This window comes from Pseudooceanicola profundus (genome assembly GCF_054919315.1).
Window position 1 is genome coordinate 4,200,750 of sequence record NZ_CM142898.1, and the last position, 16,427, is coordinate 4,217,176.

16 protein-coding genes are annotated in these 16,427 nt (G+C 66.4%); 10 read left to right on the forward strand and 6 right to left on the reverse strand.

Annotated features, from left to right (window positions below; genetic code table 11):
• Positions 1 to 3 precede the first annotated feature (3 nt).
• Complete coding sequence (locus ACX9MO_RS19185; RefSeq protein ID WP_462213008.1) at positions 4 to 951, forward strand: aldo/keto reductase; 948 nt, start codon at positions 4 to 6, stop codon at positions 949 to 951.
• A gap of 283 nt (positions 952 to 1,234) precedes the next feature.
• On the opposite strand, the gene ACX9MO_RS19190 is transcribed toward ACX9MO_RS19185, so the two are convergent.
• The 3 genes from ACX9MO_RS19190 to ACX9MO_RS19200 form a co-directional block, all read right to left on the reverse strand.
• Positions 1,235 to 2,203: a DMT family transporter gene (locus ACX9MO_RS19190; protein WP_462213009.1), complete on the reverse strand. Its 969-nt coding sequence runs from the start codon at positions 2,201 to 2,203 to the stop codon at positions 1,235 to 1,237.
• On the reverse strand, positions 2,200 to 3,312 hold the full coding sequence (locus ACX9MO_RS19195) for a DUF6902 family protein (RefSeq protein ID WP_462213010.1): 1,113 nt from the start codon (positions 3,310 to 3,312) through the stop codon (positions 2,200 to 2,202). Before ACX9MO_RS19195 ends, ACX9MO_RS19190 begins: the two co-directional genes overlap by 4 nt.
• A gap of 66 nt (positions 3,313 to 3,378) precedes the next feature.
• Positions 3,379 to 4,086 carry a hypothetical protein gene (locus ACX9MO_RS19200; RefSeq protein WP_462213011.1) on the reverse strand — a complete coding sequence of 236 codons (708 nt, stop codon included), beginning with the start codon at positions 4,084 to 4,086 and terminating at the stop codon, positions 3,379 to 3,381.
• A gap of 443 nt (positions 4,087 to 4,529) precedes the next feature.
• On the opposite strand from ACX9MO_RS19200, the gene xth reads away from it, so the two are divergent.
• Positions 4,530 to 5,309: an exodeoxyribonuclease III gene (gene xth, locus ACX9MO_RS19205; RefSeq protein WP_462213012.1), complete on the forward strand. Its 780-nt coding sequence runs from the start codon at positions 4,530 to 4,532 to the stop codon at positions 5,307 to 5,309.
• 24 nt (positions 5,310 to 5,333) lie between these two features.
• Here the strand turns inward: xth and ACX9MO_RS19210 are convergent, their stop codons facing one another.
• Both ACX9MO_RS19210 and dksA read right to left on the reverse strand, forming a co-directional pair.
• Positions 5,334 to 6,512 carry an FAD-dependent oxidoreductase gene (locus tag ACX9MO_RS19210; RefSeq protein WP_462213013.1) on the reverse strand — a complete coding sequence of 393 codons (1,179 nt, stop codon included), beginning with the start codon at positions 6,510 to 6,512 and terminating at the stop codon, positions 5,334 to 5,336.
• Between the two features lie 107 nt (positions 6,513 to 6,619).
• Positions 6,620 to 7,042: an RNA polymerase-binding protein DksA gene (gene dksA / locus ACX9MO_RS19215; protein WP_462213014.1), complete on the reverse strand. Its 423-nt coding sequence runs from the start codon at positions 7,040 to 7,042 to the stop codon at positions 6,620 to 6,622.
• Positions 7,043 to 7,588: 546 nt separating this feature from the next.
• Here dksA and ACX9MO_RS19220 point away from each other — a divergent pair.
• From ACX9MO_RS19220 to ACX9MO_RS19250, 7 genes are all read left to right on the forward strand, one after another.
• Positions 7,589 to 8,431: an AAA family ATPase gene (locus ACX9MO_RS19220; RefSeq protein WP_462213015.1), complete on the forward strand. Its 843-nt coding sequence runs from the start codon at positions 7,589 to 7,591 to the stop codon at positions 8,429 to 8,431.
• A gap of 25 nt (positions 8,432 to 8,456) precedes the next feature.
• Positions 8,457 to 9,863 carry a DUF2927 domain-containing protein gene (locus ACX9MO_RS19225; protein ID WP_462213016.1) on the forward strand — a complete coding sequence of 469 codons (1,407 nt, stop codon included), beginning with the start codon at positions 8,457 to 8,459 and terminating at the stop codon, positions 9,861 to 9,863.
• A 21-nt stretch (positions 9,864 to 9,884) separates the two neighbouring features.
• Entirely contained in the window at positions 9,885 to 10,052 is a 168-nt protein-coding gene (locus ACX9MO_RS19230; RefSeq protein ID WP_222490168.1) for a hypothetical protein, read from the forward strand.
• 40 nt (positions 10,053 to 10,092) lie between these two features.
• The gene (locus tag ACX9MO_RS19235; RefSeq protein WP_462213017.1) at positions 10,093 to 11,277 is read left to right on the forward strand and encodes a vWA domain-containing protein; all 1,185 of its coding nucleotides are present in this window, start codon (positions 10,093 to 10,095) and stop codon (positions 11,275 to 11,277) included.
• Between the two features lie 73 nt (positions 11,278 to 11,350).
• Positions 11,351 to 11,908: a GNAT family N-acetyltransferase gene (locus tag ACX9MO_RS19240; protein WP_222490170.1), complete on the forward strand. Its 558-nt coding sequence runs from the start codon at positions 11,351 to 11,353 to the stop codon at positions 11,906 to 11,908.
• 84 nt (positions 11,909 to 11,992) lie between these two features.
• Positions 11,993 to 12,421 (forward strand): OsmC family protein, encoded by a 429-nt coding sequence (locus tag ACX9MO_RS19245; protein WP_222490171.1) that lies wholly within the window; start codon positions 11,993 to 11,995, stop codon positions 12,419 to 12,421.
• 219 nt (positions 12,422 to 12,640) lie between these two features.
• A complete protein-coding gene (locus ACX9MO_RS19250; RefSeq protein ID WP_462213018.1) occupies positions 12,641 to 14,038 on the forward strand; it encodes an FAD-binding oxidoreductase in 1,398 nt (465 codons plus the stop codon).
• Positions 14,039 to 14,075: 37 nt separating this feature from the next.
• Here ACX9MO_RS19250 and ACX9MO_RS19255 read toward each other — a convergent pair whose 3' ends face one another.
• The gene (locus ACX9MO_RS19255; RefSeq protein ID WP_462213019.1) at positions 14,076 to 14,951 is read right to left on the reverse strand and encodes a GntR family transcriptional regulator; all 876 of its coding nucleotides are present in this window, start codon (positions 14,949 to 14,951) and stop codon (positions 14,076 to 14,078) included.
• Positions 14,952 to 15,091: 140 nt separating this feature from the next.
• Here ACX9MO_RS19255 and ACX9MO_RS19260 point away from each other — a divergent pair, with 140 nt between their 5' ends.
• On the forward strand, positions 15,092 to 16,261 hold the full coding sequence (locus ACX9MO_RS19260; RefSeq protein ID WP_462213020.1) for a C45 family autoproteolytic acyltransferase/hydolase: 1,170 nt from the start codon (positions 15,092 to 15,094) through the stop codon (positions 16,259 to 16,261).
• Positions 16,262 to 16,427: the final 166 nt, after the last annotated feature.

Consider the following 16,427-nt stretch of genomic DNA (forward strand, 5'->3'; position numbering starts at 1 on the left):
CAGATGAAAAAGGCCACCCTCGGCACCACCGGCTTCGAGATCGCACCGATCGTCTTTGGCGGCAACGTCCTCGGCTGGACGACCGACGAGGCGGAAAGCTTCCGCGTGCTCGACGCCTTCGTGGATCACGGCTTTGACGCCATCGACACGGCGGATGTCTATTCCGCATGGGTCGACGGGCACAGCGGCGGCGAGTCCGAAACCGTGCTCGGCAAGTGGTTCTCCGCCCGGCCCGGGATGCGGGACAAGGTGAAGCTCTTCACCAAGGTCGGCTCCGACATGGGCGGTGACGGCGAAAAGGGCCTCGGCGCCGCATGGATTGGCAAGGCGGTGGAGAACTCGCTGAAGCGGATGCAGGTGGAGAGCATCGACCTCTACTTCTCCCACTGGCCCGATCCCACGGTGCGCCACGAGGAAACGCTCGGCGCCTATGCGGAGCTGATCAAGGCGGGCAAGATCAAGGCCATCGGCGCCTCGAACTACGACGCCGCCCTGCTGCAAGCGGCACTGGAGGCCTCCGAGAAAAACGGCCTGCCCGCCTACCAGGTGATCCAGCCGGAATACAATCTCTATGACCGCACCGCCTTCGAGGGCGACCTGCGCGATCTCTGCCTCCGGAAGAACATCGGCGTGGTGACCTACTTCAGCCTCGCCGCCGGGTTCCTCTCCGGCAAGTACCGCAGCGAGGCGGACCTCAAGGGCCGTCAGCGCGGTGGCATGGTCGAGAAATACCTGACCGAACGCGGGATGAACCTGCTCGACGTGCTGGAAGACGTGGCCTCGGCCCATTCGGCGAAACCGGCGGAGGTTGCCCTCGCCTGGCTGATCATGCGCGACGGCGTCACCGCCCCGATCGCCAGCGCCACCTCCGTCGAACAGGTCGAGAGCTTTGCCAAGGCAGCCGCGCTGACGCTCAGCGAAGAGGACATGGCCCGGCTCACCGCGGCCTGAGGCCAAAGGCAGGGACCGGACGGCATCCCCCGGCAACGGCCCCAGCATCCCGGCGCCCGCGCCCCTTCGCTCCGGCCCGTCCGGTTCTGCCCGTCCGGTTCTGCCCGTCCGTTTCCGCGCCTCCGCTTTGGCCCGTACGGGTCTGGATGTGTTCCCCGGAAACGGCAAACCCCGCAGATCGCTCTGCGGGGTTTTTCTCTGCGTTCCGATTCAACGGGCGTCATCTGCCCCGTCTTTGTCTATTTCCCGGCGACGGGCCGCTGCGTGATGGGCTCCGCCCCCCTCAACGGGACGTCGCCCGCGCCGGGACTGGCTCTTCCACGAGGCTCTCCCCCGCATCGGAAATGCGCGACATGTACCGGTCCCAGCCGCGCCGCGCCCGCGGCGAGTTCTGGTCGTAGATCAGGTAGAGCCCGGCGGCGATCACCACGGCCACGCCGAAGTAGATATAGGTGCCCGGCACCTCGCCGAAGAAGATCGCGCCGATCAGCACCATCCAGACGAACTGCATGTTCATCAGCGGCGTCACCGCGTAGGCCGGCAGCTTGCGCAGCGAGACGACGAGGATCCAGCGCGCCCCGAAGAGGCAGAAGGCATAGGCCACCGCCCAGAGGACATCGGTGATCGGCATCGGCTTGAACACGAAGGGCAGCGCCGCGCCCATGCAGATCATGATCGCGAGGTTCGGATAGAAGACCTGCGCCAGAGAGTTGCTTTCGAACTTGCCGATGTAGCGGGCCATCACCATCGAGAGGGTGCCGGAGAGCGAGGCGACGAGCGCGACCGCGTGGCCGAGCGTCACCGAATGCAGGCCCTCGGGGAAGATCATCAGGACCCCGATGAACCCCGCGGCGAGCGCGAGCCAGACCTGAAGCCGGACATGTTCCCGCAGGATCAGCCCCGAGAAGACGCCGGCAAAGATCGGCACCATGCCGATGAAGATGAAGACCTCCGCGAAGGGCAGAAGCCGGAAAGAGTAGAAATAGCAGATGGTGGAGAGCACGGTCATCGCCGCACGCAGGGCCATGGCCCCGGGCTTGGTTGTGCGCATGCCCTCGCTCTGCGGTTTCACCCGGTCCGCCAGCAGGGTGAACAGAACGACGAGCCCCCCTGAAATAGCGTAAAGCTGGGGGGCCGCATAACCGCCCGCCAGCAACTTGGTGATCCCATCGGCCGTCGAGATGATGGCCGTATATATGAGGACAAGGAGCGTGCCGCTGAGCGCGGCAGACTTCAGTATCTTTGCCTTCATCCCGCACTCCCCGTCGGTCGCAGGGGCAGGCCAGCGTTCAGCCCGGTGCGGGCGAAGCCGGCAAAGAAGGCATCGAAATCATCGCAGGCGGCCTCGGCCTCCAGCAGGATGTCGCGGCTGGTCTCGCTCAGCGTCTCCAGCAGGTAGGGACGCATCAGGCCCCAGTCGCTGCTGCGGCGATCGTCCAGCCGGAACATGCATTCCGACATTTCGCGCAGCGGCGCGGCGCGGTCGTCCATCCGGTGGAAACTGACGCTGTCGGCAACCACGGGATGAACGAACGCTTCGCCCCCCGCAGCGGTCGCGACCGCCCAGTTACACACGAGATACTCGTGGTAGTCGTCTTGTTTCACTGCCTTGTCTCCCTGTGCGACCTTGAAGCCGCTTGTCACGCCGCTCAGCCAGTCCACCCACTTCGCCGGAGGGTTGTAGCCTGCATAGGTCATTGCCACGCAAACTTCGGACAGGAGATCGGCGTTACGCTCAAGGTAGCTTAGAGTTCCGGCAAAGATAAGGCTTTCTTTTGTCCCGTTGGACAAAAGCGGGTCCTTGCGGCCATACTCGCTTAGGTAGAACACGATATGGGTGAGTTCATAGGCAGCTTTCTTGTTCGGCATAGCGAAAGTCTGGGACCTGGCGACGAAGGCGCGCAGCCGATCGTCGAGCCCGGCATCGTCGGTTCGCGGCGACACACCGCGGCGCTGCATCAGGCGACGGCCCTCGCCCCGCTGCAGGTCGGAAAGTTCTGCATCCACGAGCCCCTGATCCGCCACCCAGCGGGCCAGGAATTCGCCCTTGCCCTCGGCGCCCTGAGCCAGGCCCAGATCCTCGAGGTCGAGGCAGATCGACAGAAGGAAACGATAGTACTGCGGGAAGAAGCCCATCCGCTTCTCGACATTCGCGTAGAAGCCGGCGTGGGACTCCAGCGCCTCGGGCTCCAGCGCGGTGCCGGTGCATTCGAGGATGTTCAGAAGTTCCGCGTTTTCCTTCAGCCAGAACACGTCGTCGCCGTAACGACGGTTCCTGGCGAAGTTTTCCAGCAGGGCGGCATGACGCACCGCCCTGCGCTGACGACGGGAGGGGAGGTTCAGCTGGATGACATTGGACATGGGTTCTTTCCTTTCGTCACCGGGGCTGACCGCCCCGTCCCGGTCGATGTTGGAGCGCGCCGCGGCTTACGAGCCGGACGAGAACATGTGGGTGCCCTCACCCGCGTCGGTCTTGGCCGAAGCGACCGGTGCCGAGCCCGAGGAGAACATCTCGACGGCTTCGCCGGTGGTGGCTTCCGAAGTCACCGGTGCGGAGCCCGAGGAGAACATCTCGACCGCGTCGCCGGTGGTGGCTTCCGAGGTCACGGGAGCCGAGCCCGAGGAGAACATCTCGACCGCGTCGCCGGTGGTGGCTTCCGAGGTCACGGGTGCGGAGCCCGAGGAGAACATCTCGACCGCGTCGCCGGTGCGGGCGTCGGAGGTCACGGGTGCGGAGCCCGAGGAGAACATCTCGACCGCGTCGCCGGTGGTGGCGCCCGAAGCCATCGGAGCCGAGCCCGACGAGAACATGTGGACTGCGTCGCCGGTGCGGGCGTCGGAGGTCATCGGGGCGGAGCCCGAGGAGAACATCTCGACCGCGTCCCCGGTGGTGGCAGCCGAGGCGACGGGGGCCGAGCCCGAGGAGAAGAGGTTCAGGCCTTCACCAGCCGTGGCAGCGGCTGCGGTGAGGGGCGCGGAACCCGACGAGAACATCTCGGTGGCGTCGCCGCCGAAGAGATCGGATGCCATCGGGGCCGAGCCCGAAGAGAACATCTCGGCGCCCAGGCCGTCGTGCATCGAGAAGCTCTCGGAGACGCGTTCGACCGGGGCGAATTGTTTACGAAGTGCGGACATTTGGTGTGCTCCCAACAAGTGAACCAAGGTGTATAAACGCTTGCACGCAATCCGGGTTTTGCAAAACAATTTTTCAAGCTAACCGTGTCCAATTTGGGGCAAAGCGCGTGAGCCATTGCGCGCAACCAATTGATATTGCTTGATTAGATAAAATTTAAGCGCGCCCCATTTTGAACACATTTGGGTCCCACTTTGACCCGGATTCCAGTCGGTTAGCCCCTCCCCCACCCTCCGAATCGGGCGGCTCACAGCCGCTCTCGGTGCCGTGAGTCGTCCCTCCATCGTCGCCAACCAGCGTCCGTCCGACTCGCATCCGCCCCGGCAGCGGACCGGCTCCGACGCCGCTCCGCGTCCCGATACGGCGCCGTTCCGCTCCACCCTCCGGTGCATTGCTGGACAGTGTCCCGGGGATCGGCGATGAAGGGGCAACAGGGGGCCGGACCATGAAAATCGCGACGTTCAACATCAATGGGATCAAGGCACGGGCGCAGGCGCTGCTCGACTGGCTGGACGAGGCGCAGCCCGACGTGGCCGTGCTACAGGAGATCAAGTCCGTCGATGAGGGTTTCCCGCGCGAGCTTTTCGAGGATCGCGGCTATCAGGTTGAAACCCATGGGCAAAAGAGCTTCAACGGCGTCGCCATCCTGTCCAAGCTGCCGCTGGAGGACGTGACACGCGGCCTGCCGGGCGATGACACCGACGAACAGGCCCGCTGGATCGAGGCCACGGTCGTGGGCAAGCAGGCGGTGCGGATCTGCGGGCTCTACCTGCCCAACGGCAACCCGGCGCCGGGCCCGAAGTACGAGTACAAGCTGGCCTGGATGGAGCGGCTCAAGGCGCGCGCCGAAGCTCTTCTGGAGGCTGAGGAACCCGCGCTAATGGCCGGGGATTACAACATTATTCCACAATCCGAAGACGCCGCGAAGCCGGAGCAATGGACCGAGGATGCGCTCTTCCGCCCCGAAAGCCGCGCCGCCTTCCGCCGCATCCTGAACCTCGGCTTCACCGAGGCCTTCCGCGCCCGGGATGCCGCGCCGGGGAACTACTCGTTCTGGGACTACCAGGCGGGCGCCTGGAACCGGAACAACGGCATCCGCATCGACCACCTGCTGCTGACACCGCAATGCGCCGACCTGATGACCGACTGCGGCATCGACAAGGACATCCGCGGACGCGAAAAACCCTCGGATCACGTGCCGGTCTGGATTGAAATCGACGTGTGAGGAACGCGGCGTAATAACTTGATATTACGCCAGTTTGCTTCCGTGCGTCACGTCGTGGGCATAGATCCAGTCGAACTGATGCACCATCGCATCCGGCGCGAAACGCCCCGCCAGCCGCAGCGCCATATGCCCCGCCATGCGCAGCGGCGGAAACCGCAGATGGTACTTCCACGCGTTCTTGGACGCCGTGTCGATCACCTTCGCCGTCCGCGCCGCGCGCCGCGCCTGGTAGAGCGCCAGCCCCGCCTGGCGGTCGGGCGCATCGGCGAGCGCATCGGCCAGCACCCAGGCGTCTTCCAGCGCCATGGCCGCGCCCTGTGCCATGAAGGGCAGCGTGGGATGCGCGGCGTCGCCCAGCAGGGCCACGCCCTCGCCGGTCCAGCGCCGCGCCACGGGATGCCGGAAGAGCCCCCAGAGATGCACCTGCTCCACCCGTGAGAGGAGATCGCGCACCTCGGGACCGAAGCCCGCGAAGACACGGCGCAGGGCCTCGGGATCGTCCTCCTGGGACCAGCTCTCCTCGGTCCAGCGGCGCTGTTCGCGCACCGCGACGATATTGGTCAGCGCGCCGTCACGCAGCGGATAGGTCACCAGATGCCGCCCCGGCCCCATGAAGAGCCGGGCCTCGGCAGGTTCGCCAAGGCCGGGAACGGTCGCACGCCAGGCGACCTGACCGGTGAAGAACGGCTCCGCGGCGCCGTTCAGCGCGGGCCGCAGACGGGAGTGGAGACCATCTGCCCCGATCACCAGATCGGCCCGCAAGCGGGTCCGGTTGCACAGCGCGACCTCGGGTTTCTCGCCCTCGGTCACGCCCTCGACCCGTTGCAGCAGGCGAATGCGGGCGCCCGCATCGCGCGCGCCATGGCCGAGGACCGAAATCAGGTCGGCGCGGTGCACCAGGCGGTACTCCTGCCCCTTGAGACGGCCGAGATCGAGGCGCAGCACTTCGCTGCCGGACTGGTCATGCAGGACGACCGCGCGGGCCTCGACAGCGCCGGTGGCACGCAGTTGCGGCAGCAGGCCGAGCCCGTCCATGACCGCAAGCGCATTGGGACTGAGCTGAAGCCCCGCGCCCACTTCCCGGATCTCGGGCGCCTGCTCCAGCACCGTGACCTCGGCGCCGCGCAGGGCAAGGGCCCGGGCTGCTGCCAGCCCGCCGATCCCGGCGCCGATCACCGCCACTTTGAATCCGGTCAATTTCATCGCGCCTATGGACACCAAAAAACGCCGGGGGAAAACCCCCGGCGTTCAAAAATCAGGCAGGCGCGCAAGGATTATGCCTAACGCGCAATCAACGACGCTCTCCGGCGTCAGTCGTCGCGGTGGACCTTCTCGCGGCGCTCGTGACGCTCCTGCGCCTCAAGGCTCATCGTCGCGATCGGGCGGGCATCGAGGCGCTTCAGCGAAATCGGCTCCCCGGTGACTTCGCAGTAGCCGTATTCGCCCTCGTCGATCCGGCGCAGGGCGGAGTCGATCTTGGACACCAGCTTGCGTTGACGGTCACGGGTGCGCAGCTCCAGAGCCCGGTCGGTCTCTTCGCTGGCGCGGTCGGCGATATCGGGGATATTGCGCGTGTTGCCCTGCAGGCCCTCAATGGTGTCGCGGCTTCCCGCGACCAATTCGTCCTTCCAATTCAGCAATTTGCGGCGAAAATACTCGACTTGCCGCTCATTCATGAAAGGTTCGTCTTCAGCCGGCCTATAATCATCAGGCAGGAAAGTTTCGGCTTTCATCACAGGCTCCCTAGACATGGCCCTGGCCCACCGACCTCACTTTGTCCATGGGCGAAGGCACCCCATGGGGGCAGCAGATAGCGGTTTCCCCCCGCCTTGTCACTACACAATCTCCCCTTGTCCGGCGGCCCCGGAAAAGCCGAGAGCGGGACGAATGCTTTGCCCGCTCCGCAGGCAATACAGGCAGAATTGCCCATTCGGCAGGCAAAACAAGGATCATTTGCCGCCTTTTTTCCCGGTTCAGTACCGCTCGCGACCGCCGCTTTTCCACGCAATGGCGCGCTCCGAAATTCCGGGCGGGCCCGGCACCGGGCAGGCAACACGCGCCTGCCGGGGCGGATCCGCACGCCAGACATGCCCTCCCGCGGGTCCCGGCCTGCGGCGATGACAGCCCCCCAGACACGACACCGGGCGCGTTTTTCCGGCGCCCGCGCCCGGCCCGTCCCGGATCGCGCGGCTTTGACCACGCCGCGCGGCCCCGCCGCTTGCACAGGCGGCGCCGGAACTTTATCCCCAGAGGGAAGAGGCAGGAGGGAGCAGCGCCACATGAACCGTTTCGAAGGCACAGAGTCTTACGTCGCCACCGAGGATCTGACCGTCGCGGTCAATGCCGCGGTGATGCTGGAACGGCCGCTTCTGGTGAAGGGCGAGCCCGGCACCGGCAAGACCGAACTGGCCCGGCAGGTGGCAGAGGCGCTCGGCCTGCCGATGATCGAGTGGAACATCAAGTCCACCACCAAGGCGCAGCAGGGTCTTTACGAATACGATGCCGTCAGCCGCCTGCGCGACAGCCAGCTGGGCGACGAGCGCGTGCATGACGTGGCGAACTACATCCGCAAGGGCAAGCTCTGGCAGGCCTTCGAGGCCGACCAGAAGGTCGTGCTGCTGATCGACGAGGTCGACAAGGCGGATATCGAGTTCCCCAACGACCTGCTGCAGGAACTCGACAAGATGGAGTTCCACGTCTACGAGACCGGCGCCACGATCCGGGCGAAACATCGGCCCATCGTGATCATCACCTCGAACAACGAGAAGGAACTGCCCGACGCCTTCCTGCGCCGCTGCTTCTTCCACTACATCCGTTTCCCTGACGTGGACACGCTGCGCCAGATCGTCGAGGTCCACCACCCCGGCATCAAGGCAGAGCTGCTGACCGCCGCGCTGACCCAGTTCTTCGAGATCCGCGAGATGACCGGTCTGAAGAAGAAACCCTCCACCTCCGAGGTGCTGGACTGGCTCAAGCTGCTGCTGGCCGAGGACCTGACGCCCGAAGACCTGAAGCGCGACGGGGCCAACGCCCTGCCCAAGCTGCACGGGGCGCTGCTGAAGAACGAACAGGACGTGCATCTCTTCGAACGGCTCGCCTTCATGGCGCGGGGTCAGCGCTGATGCCGCGCGGCACGGAGCGGCCGGCATGATCGGACCCCTGCGGCTGGTGCTTGCCGCGTCGCTCCTTGGGCTCCCCCTTGCGGGGTGTTCGGACCTGCCCGCGGGCAGCCTGCCGCCCGCGCGGGTGCCCTCCGGGGCGATGCAGCCCCTGCCCGCGATGAAGAGCTTCGCCGCCACCTCGCCCGAGCCCGCCCGGCGCTCGAACCGGGACATGGCGCGCGATTTCCTCGATCTCAGCTTCGAACTGGAGTCGGGCCGGAGCCTGCCGGTGATGACCCGGTTCGAAGGACCGATCCGCGTCCGGCTGACAGGTGACGTGCCCAAGGGCATGGCGGGCGAGCTTGAAAACGTGCTGGGACGCATGCGGAGCGAGGCGAAGCTCGACATCGGCCGGACCGACAGCGCCGATGCGCAGGTGACGATCCAGGCCGTGTCGGGCGACGAGATCCGGCGCTTCCTGCCCCAGGCCGCCTGCTTCGTGGTGCCCAACATCACCTCGCTGAAGGAATACCCTTCGGCCCGGCGCAAGGGGCTGACCGACTGGGCGCAGCTCACCACCCGGGAACACATGGCGATCTTCGTGCCCGCCGACGTGGCCCCGCAGGAGATGCGCGACTGCCTGCATGAGGAACTGGCACAATCGCTGGGCCCGCTCAACGATCTCTACCGCCTGCCCGACAGCGTCTTCAACGATGACAATATCCATACGGTGCTGACTGGGTTCGACATGCTGATGCTGCGGGTCACCTACGCGCCCGAACTGCACTCCGGCATGACGCGGGGCGAGGTCGCGGCCGTGCTGCCCGGCATCCTGCGCCGGATCAATCCGGCCGGCGAGGCGAAAGCCTACGCGGGCCTGCCCTCCACGCCGCGCGACTGGATCGATGCCGTGCAGGAGGCGCTTGGCCCCGGGGCCGGTGCCGGTGCACGCCAGCGGGCCGGACAGAAGGTGCTGCAGATCGCAGAGCGTGAGGGCTGGCGCGATCATCGCCTTGCCTTCTCGCTCTATGTCTACGGGCGGCTGGTGCAGGGCAGCGATCCGACCTCGGCCCGCGCCGCCTTCGAGACCGCTCGCGAGATCTGCGCCCGCAGCCCCGAGACCCGCATTCACGGCGCCTTCTCATCGGCACAGCTGGCCGCCCATGCGCTGACGCGGGGCGACGGGCAGCGGGCGCTGGACTATCTGCAGGGCCAGCCGGAACTGGCGCTGCAATACCAGAACGCCGCCCTGCTCTCCTCGCTGCTGATGCTGCGGGCCGAGGCGCTGGACCAGCTGAACCGCCCGCAGGAGGCCGCGACCGTGCGGCTGGACAGCCTCGGCTGGGCGCGCTACGGCTTCGGCCCGGATTACGCGGTGCGCGAGAAGCTGGGCGAGATCGCGGCGCTCAGCCCGCAGACCGTGACGCGGGCCGCACAGCCCGTGACGCCCTGACGGGGCCAGAGGAGGAACGGAATGATCGTCTTGATTGGCGCCCTGATCGGCGCCCTCATCGGGGGCAGCCTCGCCGCGCGGCGCAAGGGCAAGCGCGCCGACATTTTGCAATACGCCTTTGTCTATGCGATGATCTTTGCCATGCTCGGCGTCTTCGCGACGATCTTCATCCACCGCATGTCCGTCTGACCGCGCCTTCGGGCCATCGGGCGGGACAGGGAGGCCCGCGATGTTCATCCCCTTCTTCGAGAACCTGCGCAAGGCCGGCGTGCCGGTGTCGCTGCGCGAGTACCTGACCTTCCTCGAGGCGATGCGGGCGGGGCTGGCGACCTATGATGTCGAGGCGTTCTACTACCTCGGCCGCAGCGCCATGGTGAAGGACGAGCGCAACATCGACAAGTTCGACCGCGCCTTTGCCGCCACCTTCGAGGGGCTGGAGCAGATCGCGCTCGAACAGGTGCTGGAGGCGGTGGAACTGCCCGCCGACTGGCTGACCAAGATGGCCGAGAAGCACCTCTCGCCCGAAGAACGGGCCGAGATCGAGGCGCTCGGCGGCTTCGACAAGCTGATGGAGACGCTGAAGAAGCGGCTGGAAGAGCAGAAGGGCCGTCACCAGGGCGGCAACAAGTGGATCGGCACGGCCGGCACCTCGCCCTTCGGCGCCCATGGCTACAACCCCGAGGGCATCCGCATCGGTCAGGACAAGAGCCGCCACCAGCGGGCGGTCAAGGTCTGGGACAAGCGCGAGTTCCGCAATTTCGACGACACGGTCGAACTGGGCACGCGCAACATCAAGGTGGCGCTGAAGCGGCTGCGGAAATGGGCCCGCGACGGCGCGATGGACGAGCTTGACCTCGACGGTACGATCCGCGCCACGGCCGAACACGGCTACCTCGACGTGAAGACCCGGCCCGAGCGGCGCAATGCCGTGAAGGTGCTGCTCTTCATGGACGTGGGCGGCTCGATGGACCCGCATATCAAGGTGATGGAAGAGCTCTTCTCCGCCGCGCGGGCCGAGTTCAAGCACCTCGAATATTATTATTTCCACAACTGTCTCTACGAAGGCGTCTGGCGCGACAACCACCGCCGCTGGCAGGAGCAGACCCCGACCTGGGAGGTGCTGCGCACCTACGGCTCCGACTACAAGTGCATCTTCATCGGGGACGCCTCCATGAGCCCCTACGAGGTCGCCTATCCGGGTGGCGCGAACGAGCACTGGAACCCCGAGGCCGGGCAGGTCTGGCTGGAGCGCGCCCGCGAGCAATGGCCCGCGCATCTCTGGATCAACCCGGTGCCCGAGAAATACTGGGGCTACACCCAGTCGATCACGATGATCCGCGAGATCTTCGAGGAGCGCATGGTCCCGATGACGCTTCAGGGGCTGGAAGCGGGGATGCGGGAACTTACCAAGTGAACCGAGGCGTTTCCGGGAACCTCCGGGCCGATGGTGCGCGCGCCCTTGCGCGCTTCGCGGCGGGCCTGCCCGCGTGATCGAGACGCCGCGCTGTCTGATCCGCCCGGTTCAGGGCGGCGACGCCGTGGAGGTCATGGACTTCTACGACCGCAACCGCGCCCACCTCGCCCCGTGGGAGCCGCTGCGGGATGACGCCTTCTACACGCTCTCCGGCACGATCGCCCGGATCGGGGCGCAGAAGACCGCCATGGACGGCGACCGCGCCCTGCACCTGCTGGCTTTCGGGCCGGACGGGCGGGTGCTGGCGATCTGCAACTTCGCCAATATCACCCGCGGCGCGTTTCAGGCCTGCACCCTCGGCTACGCGGTGGATGGCGCCACGCAGGGCCGCGGGCTGATGGCCGAGGTGCTGGAAGCCACCCTGCCCCATGCCTTCGGGCCGCTCGGACTGCACCGGGTCATGGCCAACGTCATGCCACGCAACACCCGCTCGCGCGCCCTGCTGGAGCGGATGGGCTTCGAACGCGAGGGGCTGGCGCGGGACTATCTGAGGATCGCGGGCCGGTGGGAGGATCACATCCTCACCTCGCGCATCGCCCCGCAGGCTTCGGACCGGGCTGACCGCGCGTAAGCCGTTCAACAATATCTCCGCCGCGCGGGAACGCGGATCGGTTGGCCGGCGTTGAGCAGGTGAACAGGAACAAGGAGACATCTCATGATCCGCAAAACTGGTTCCGCGAAGTGGTCCGGCGGCCTCAAGGACGGCAAGGGCGAAATCTCGACCCAGTCCGGCGCGCTGACCTCCCAGCCCTACGGCTTCAACACCCGGTTCGAGGACAAGCCCGGCACCAATCCCGAAGAGCTGATCGGTGCGGCCCACGCGGGCTGCTTCTCCATGGCGCTCTCGAACATCCTCGGTGAGAGCGACCTCGTGGCAGACGAGATCGCGACCAAGGCCACGGTGATGATGGACAAGGGCGATGCCGGCTTCACGATCACCAAGATCCATCTCGACGTGACGGCCACGATCCCCGGCGCCACCGCCGAGCAATTCGCCGAGGCCGCCCAGACGGCCAAGGAGAACTGCCCGGTCTCCAAGGTGCTGGCCGGTGCCGAGATCACGATGGAGGCCGTATTGGCCTGATCCGACCCGTCCCCCGAAGCACATCTCAGAGTGCGCAGAACCGGTCCGCAACCCGCGGGCCGGTTTTGTTTTTTCTGATCATTCTCGCGGCAGTCTTGCCGCGATCCCGGGACGATCCTTGCCATCTCGTCCGCATTTCCGCTCCGCCGGACCGAGCGACTCTTCCCATCCCTCCTGCTCGATTGTACCCAAGGTCAATCAAGTACAGACGAGCCCCCCATGTCCGACTTCCCCGCCCTCGCAGATCTGCAGGCCGCCTTCGGCCCGGAAACCCTCCGCCTCGCCGCCGATATCCCGGAGCGCCACTGGGTCGACTGCTCGCTGGAGCCGCCCTGTCGGCCGCGCGCCCTGCTGCTGCCGCGCAGCACCGAGGAGGTCTCCCGCGCACTCGCGATCTGCCATGCCCATGGCCAGACCGTCGTGATCCAGGGCGGGCTCACCGGGCTTGCGGGCGGCGCGGTGCCCGGCCCCGACGAGGTGGCGCTCTCGCTCGAGAAGATGCGCGGCGTCGAGGAGGTGGACCTCAAGGCGCGCAGCCTGACCGCCCTTGCCGGCACCCCGCTGGAGGAGGTGCAGCAGGCCGCAGAGGCCGCCGGGCTGCACTGCGGCATCGACCTTGGCGCGCGCGGTTCCTGCTCCATCGGGGGCAATATCGCGACCAACGCGGGCGGCAACCGGGTGATCCGCTACGGCATGGCACGCGCCAACCTACTGGGGCTGGAGGCCGTGATGGCCGACGGCACGGTGCTGCGCCACCTGAACAAGATGCAGAAGAACAACACCGGCTACGACTGGCCGCAACTGGTTGCGGGCTCCGAGGGGACGCTGGCCGTGATCACCCGCGTCACACTCTCGCTCCATGCGCCGGTGCAGCAGATCGGGACCGTGGCGCTCTCGCTGCCCGATTTCGACGCGGCGCTGGCCACGCTCGGACGGCTGCAGACCCATTTCCCCGGCCAAATCCAGTGTTTCGAGGTCATGTGGAAGCCCTTCATGACCGCCGCCCGGGACATCGTGGGCCTCACCCTGCCCTTCGATCCGGTGCCCGAGGTGATGGCGCTGGTGGAGCTCGACCTGCCGCAAGATGCGGACGCGGGCGACGGCATCATGACCGCGCTGGAGGACCTCTTTGCCGAGGAGGTGATCACCGACGCCGTGCTCGCAACTTCGCAGGCGCAGGCCGACAAGCTCTGGCAACTGCGGGAATCCGCTGTCGAATACCGCGCTCATGGCTACCGGATGCTGGGCCTCGACATCTCTCTGCCGCTGGACCGGATGCGCGAGGCGGTCGAGACGCTGCACGCCGACATGGACGCCGCGCTGCCCGACGTCCCGGTGATCGTCTTCGGCCACGCGGCGGACAGCAACATCCATGTCTGCGCCCTGCTCACCGGCCCCGAGGACCCGCGCGGGGCCGAGGTCAGCCGCGTCACCTACGACATCGTCGCGCGCTATGCCGGTTCGGTCTCCGCCGAACATGGAATCGGACGCCACAAGCGGCCCTACCTGCACCTGTCGCGCAGCGCGGAACAGATCAGCGCCATGTCGCTCCTGCGTCGGGCCTGGGATCCGGCGGGCATCCTGAACCCCGGTCGGGTGCTGCCTGACGCCGTTTAGCGGCAGATTCCCTGCATTTCTTCAGGTCAAAAGCCGGTCAGCTTTCGAGCGCATTGGTCAGGGCGCGTGTCTTTTTGAGGTGCCGGTACAACAGCAGAGAGGCAATCTGCTGGTCGCCCTGCTCCAGCCGGTCGAGGATCTCCATGTGCTCGAAGACCACCGTCTCGACCCGCCCATAGCCATGGTGCCAGTCGTAGTTCAGCAGCCGCCGCATGTGGTTCTGACGGCGTACCGCGTCGACGAAGTAGCGGTTGCCCGAGGCAAGCGCGAGTCCCTCGTGGAAGGTCGCGTTCATCTCGAAGAGCTTGATGGAGTCGCTCTGTTTCCACTCGGTCGTGAGGAAGGCATTGTGCCGCTCGCGCATCTCGGCAACCCAGGGTTCCGAGAGCTTGAAATCAGGCTCCAGCAGCATCGCCGGTTCGAGGATCAGGCGGAAGTTGTAGCTCTCGCGCCGGGCCGCCGCATCGCGGATGCCATCGAGAAAACGCCAGCCATAGCCCAGTTTGCGCTCCAGAACGCCATAGGCCGCGAGCCGTTCGAGAAGGCGGTTGGCCTCGTTCCGGCTGATCTCGTAGAGCCGCATGACCTCGGTCTCGGTGATCTCTTCGCCGAGGTTTCCAAGGTGCCGGTCGTGGGAAATCCGCACCAGCAGATCGTCCTCGCGGGCGGCGGGGACCTCCTCCACCGGCATCTCCGGCAGGCGGATCAGCTCGACCCCGCGGTTCTTGACCCGGCGCAGGTAGCCGTCCCCGGCCAGCTGGTCCAGCACCGCGCGCACCGGCGTTCGCGACACCCGCAGCCGATCCGCGATTCGACTTTCCACGATCCGGTCCCCGGGCTGCAGCCCGTCTTCCCGCATCAGGCGGAGCACCCCGTCGAAAACGTCGTCATGTAGCCGCGAAACTGAACTCATCCACACCCTCAATTGTTTTAAATCGCCATTATGTACAATATTCATGGCAAACAAATCAGGGCTGATTGTATTCTCGTGCAGAAAGCAAAGCAACGCGGATCGCCCGATTGCCGGGTGACCAGACGTAAGAGGACAGCCCCATGCCCGAACAGACGCCCGCCTCCGCCCCCGAGGTCATCCCAAGCCCGCTGATCGAGGTCTCGGGCCCGCCGCGCGAGCGTGGGCGCCAGTACGGCGAACAGGCCGCCGACCGGATCAGGCGTGGCATCGAACACTACTCGGAACAGCTGATTGCCAAGGCGCTGACATGGGCCGACATCGCGGACCTGGCCCAGACCTTCGAGCCGACGGTCGCGGCCTTCGATCCGGCCTATGTCGAGGAGATGAAGGGCATCGCCGAGGGGGCGGGCGTGGATTACGCGGCCATCATGATGCTGAACGCGCGCACCGAGATGCTCAAGCTGGCCGACCGGCGCGAGGCCGGCCCCAGCGATGGCTGCACGGGGCTGATCGCCCTGCCCTCCGCCACCGCCGATGGCCGGCTGATCCATGCCCAGAACTGGGACTGGAAGGCCGAATGCGCCGAGACCACCGTGGTGCTGAAGGTGACCCGCGACGACGGGCCGGACTTCCTGACCTATACCGAGGCGGGCGCGCTCGGCCGCTCGGGCATGAACGCCGCCGGGATCTCGATCACCGCGAACTACCTCGAGAGTGACAGGGACTACCGCGACCTTGGCGTGCCGCTGCCCTTCATCCGGCGCAAGGTGCTGGAATGCGCTCAGCTGGTCGATGCGATGAAATGCGTCTACGTGACCCGGAAGTCCTGCGCGAACAACATGATGATCTCTCACGTGGGGGGCGTCGCGATCAACTTCGAATGCGCCCCGGACGAGACCTTCCCCGTCAAGGCCCGCGACGGTCTGCTGGTCCATGCCAACCATTTCCAGAGCCCCGTCGCCCTGGGCAAGCTGGTGGAATGCGGCGTGCGCAACATGCCCGACTCGCTCTACCGCGACATGCGGGTGGACGGGGCGCTGCGGCCGCAGATCGGGACAATCACCCGCGAGGCCGTGGCCGAGGCGCTGCTGGACGACTTCGAGACCCCCTTCTCGGTCTGCCGCCCGCCGCGGCCGAACAGCCAGAACAACCTGACGGCCACGGTGGCGACGGTCCTGATGGAGCCCGCGAAGGGCCGGATGTACGTGGCAATGCTGCCGGCGTTCAAGCCGGAGTTCGTGGCATACACGCTGGAGATGGACGTGCCGAAGGCCAATGCCGGCGGACCGCGCGCGGTGTTTCCGGACTGACCCCTGACGGAGGTTCGGAGCGATGGCCCCGGCGGCGCAAGCGGCCGGGGCCTTTGGTTTTGAGGGCGTGGGTGCGCCCCCGTTGGGGGATGGCGGCACACGCGACCTTTGTGCGTCACGTCTTACCCCATCGACCTGAACCGGGAACGGCAGCGCGGGCGGCGTG

Excerpts from the sequence above, each read along its gene's own strand:
- ACX9MO_RS19185 (WP_462213008.1), top strand. The coding sequence starts at position 4 with ATGAAAAAGGCCACCCTCGGCACCACCGGCTTCGAGATCGCACCGATC.
- ACX9MO_RS19190 (WP_462213009.1), bottom strand. The coding sequence starts at position 2,203 with ATGAAGGCAAAGATACTGAAGTCTGCCGCGCTCAGCGGCACGCTCCTT.
- ACX9MO_RS19195 (WP_462213010.1), bottom strand. The coding sequence starts at position 3,312 with ATGTCCAATGTCATCCAGCTGAACCTCCCCTCCCGTCGTCAGCGCAGG.
- ACX9MO_RS19200 (WP_462213011.1), bottom strand. The coding sequence starts at position 4,086 with ATGTCCGCACTTCGTAAACAATTCGCCCCGGTCGAACGCGTCTCCGAG.
- xth (WP_462213012.1), top strand. The coding sequence starts at position 4,530 with ATGAAAATCGCGACGTTCAACATCAATGGGATCAAGGCACGGGCGCAG.
- ACX9MO_RS19210 (WP_462213013.1), bottom strand. The coding sequence starts at position 6,512 with ATGAAATTGACCGGATTCAAAGTGGCGGTGATCGGCGCCGGGATCGGC.
- dksA (WP_462213014.1), bottom strand. The coding sequence starts at position 7,042 with ATGAAAGCCGAAACTTTCCTGCCTGATGATTATAGGCCGGCTGAAGAC.
- ACX9MO_RS19220 (WP_462213015.1), top strand. The coding sequence starts at position 7,589 with ATGAACCGTTTCGAAGGCACAGAGTCTTACGTCGCCACCGAGGATCTG.
- ACX9MO_RS19225 (WP_462213016.1), top strand. The coding sequence starts at position 8,457 with ATGATCGGACCCCTGCGGCTGGTGCTTGCCGCGTCGCTCCTTGGGCTC.
- ACX9MO_RS19230 (WP_222490168.1), top strand. The coding sequence starts at position 9,885 with ATGATCGTCTTGATTGGCGCCCTGATCGGCGCCCTCATCGGGGGCAGC.
- ACX9MO_RS19235 (WP_462213017.1), top strand. The coding sequence starts at position 10,093 with ATGTTCATCCCCTTCTTCGAGAACCTGCGCAAGGCCGGCGTGCCGGTG.
- ACX9MO_RS19245 (WP_222490171.1), top strand. The coding sequence starts at position 11,993 with ATGATCCGCAAAACTGGTTCCGCGAAGTGGTCCGGCGGCCTCAAGGAC.
- ACX9MO_RS19250 (WP_462213018.1), top strand. The coding sequence starts at position 12,641 with ATGTCCGACTTCCCCGCCCTCGCAGATCTGCAGGCCGCCTTCGGCCCG.
- ACX9MO_RS19255 (WP_462213019.1), bottom strand. The coding sequence starts at position 14,951 with ATGAGTTCAGTTTCGCGGCTACATGACGACGTTTTCGACGGGGTGCTC.
- ACX9MO_RS19260 (WP_462213020.1), top strand. The coding sequence starts at position 15,092 with ATGCCCGAACAGACGCCCGCCTCCGCCCCCGAGGTCATCCCAAGCCCG.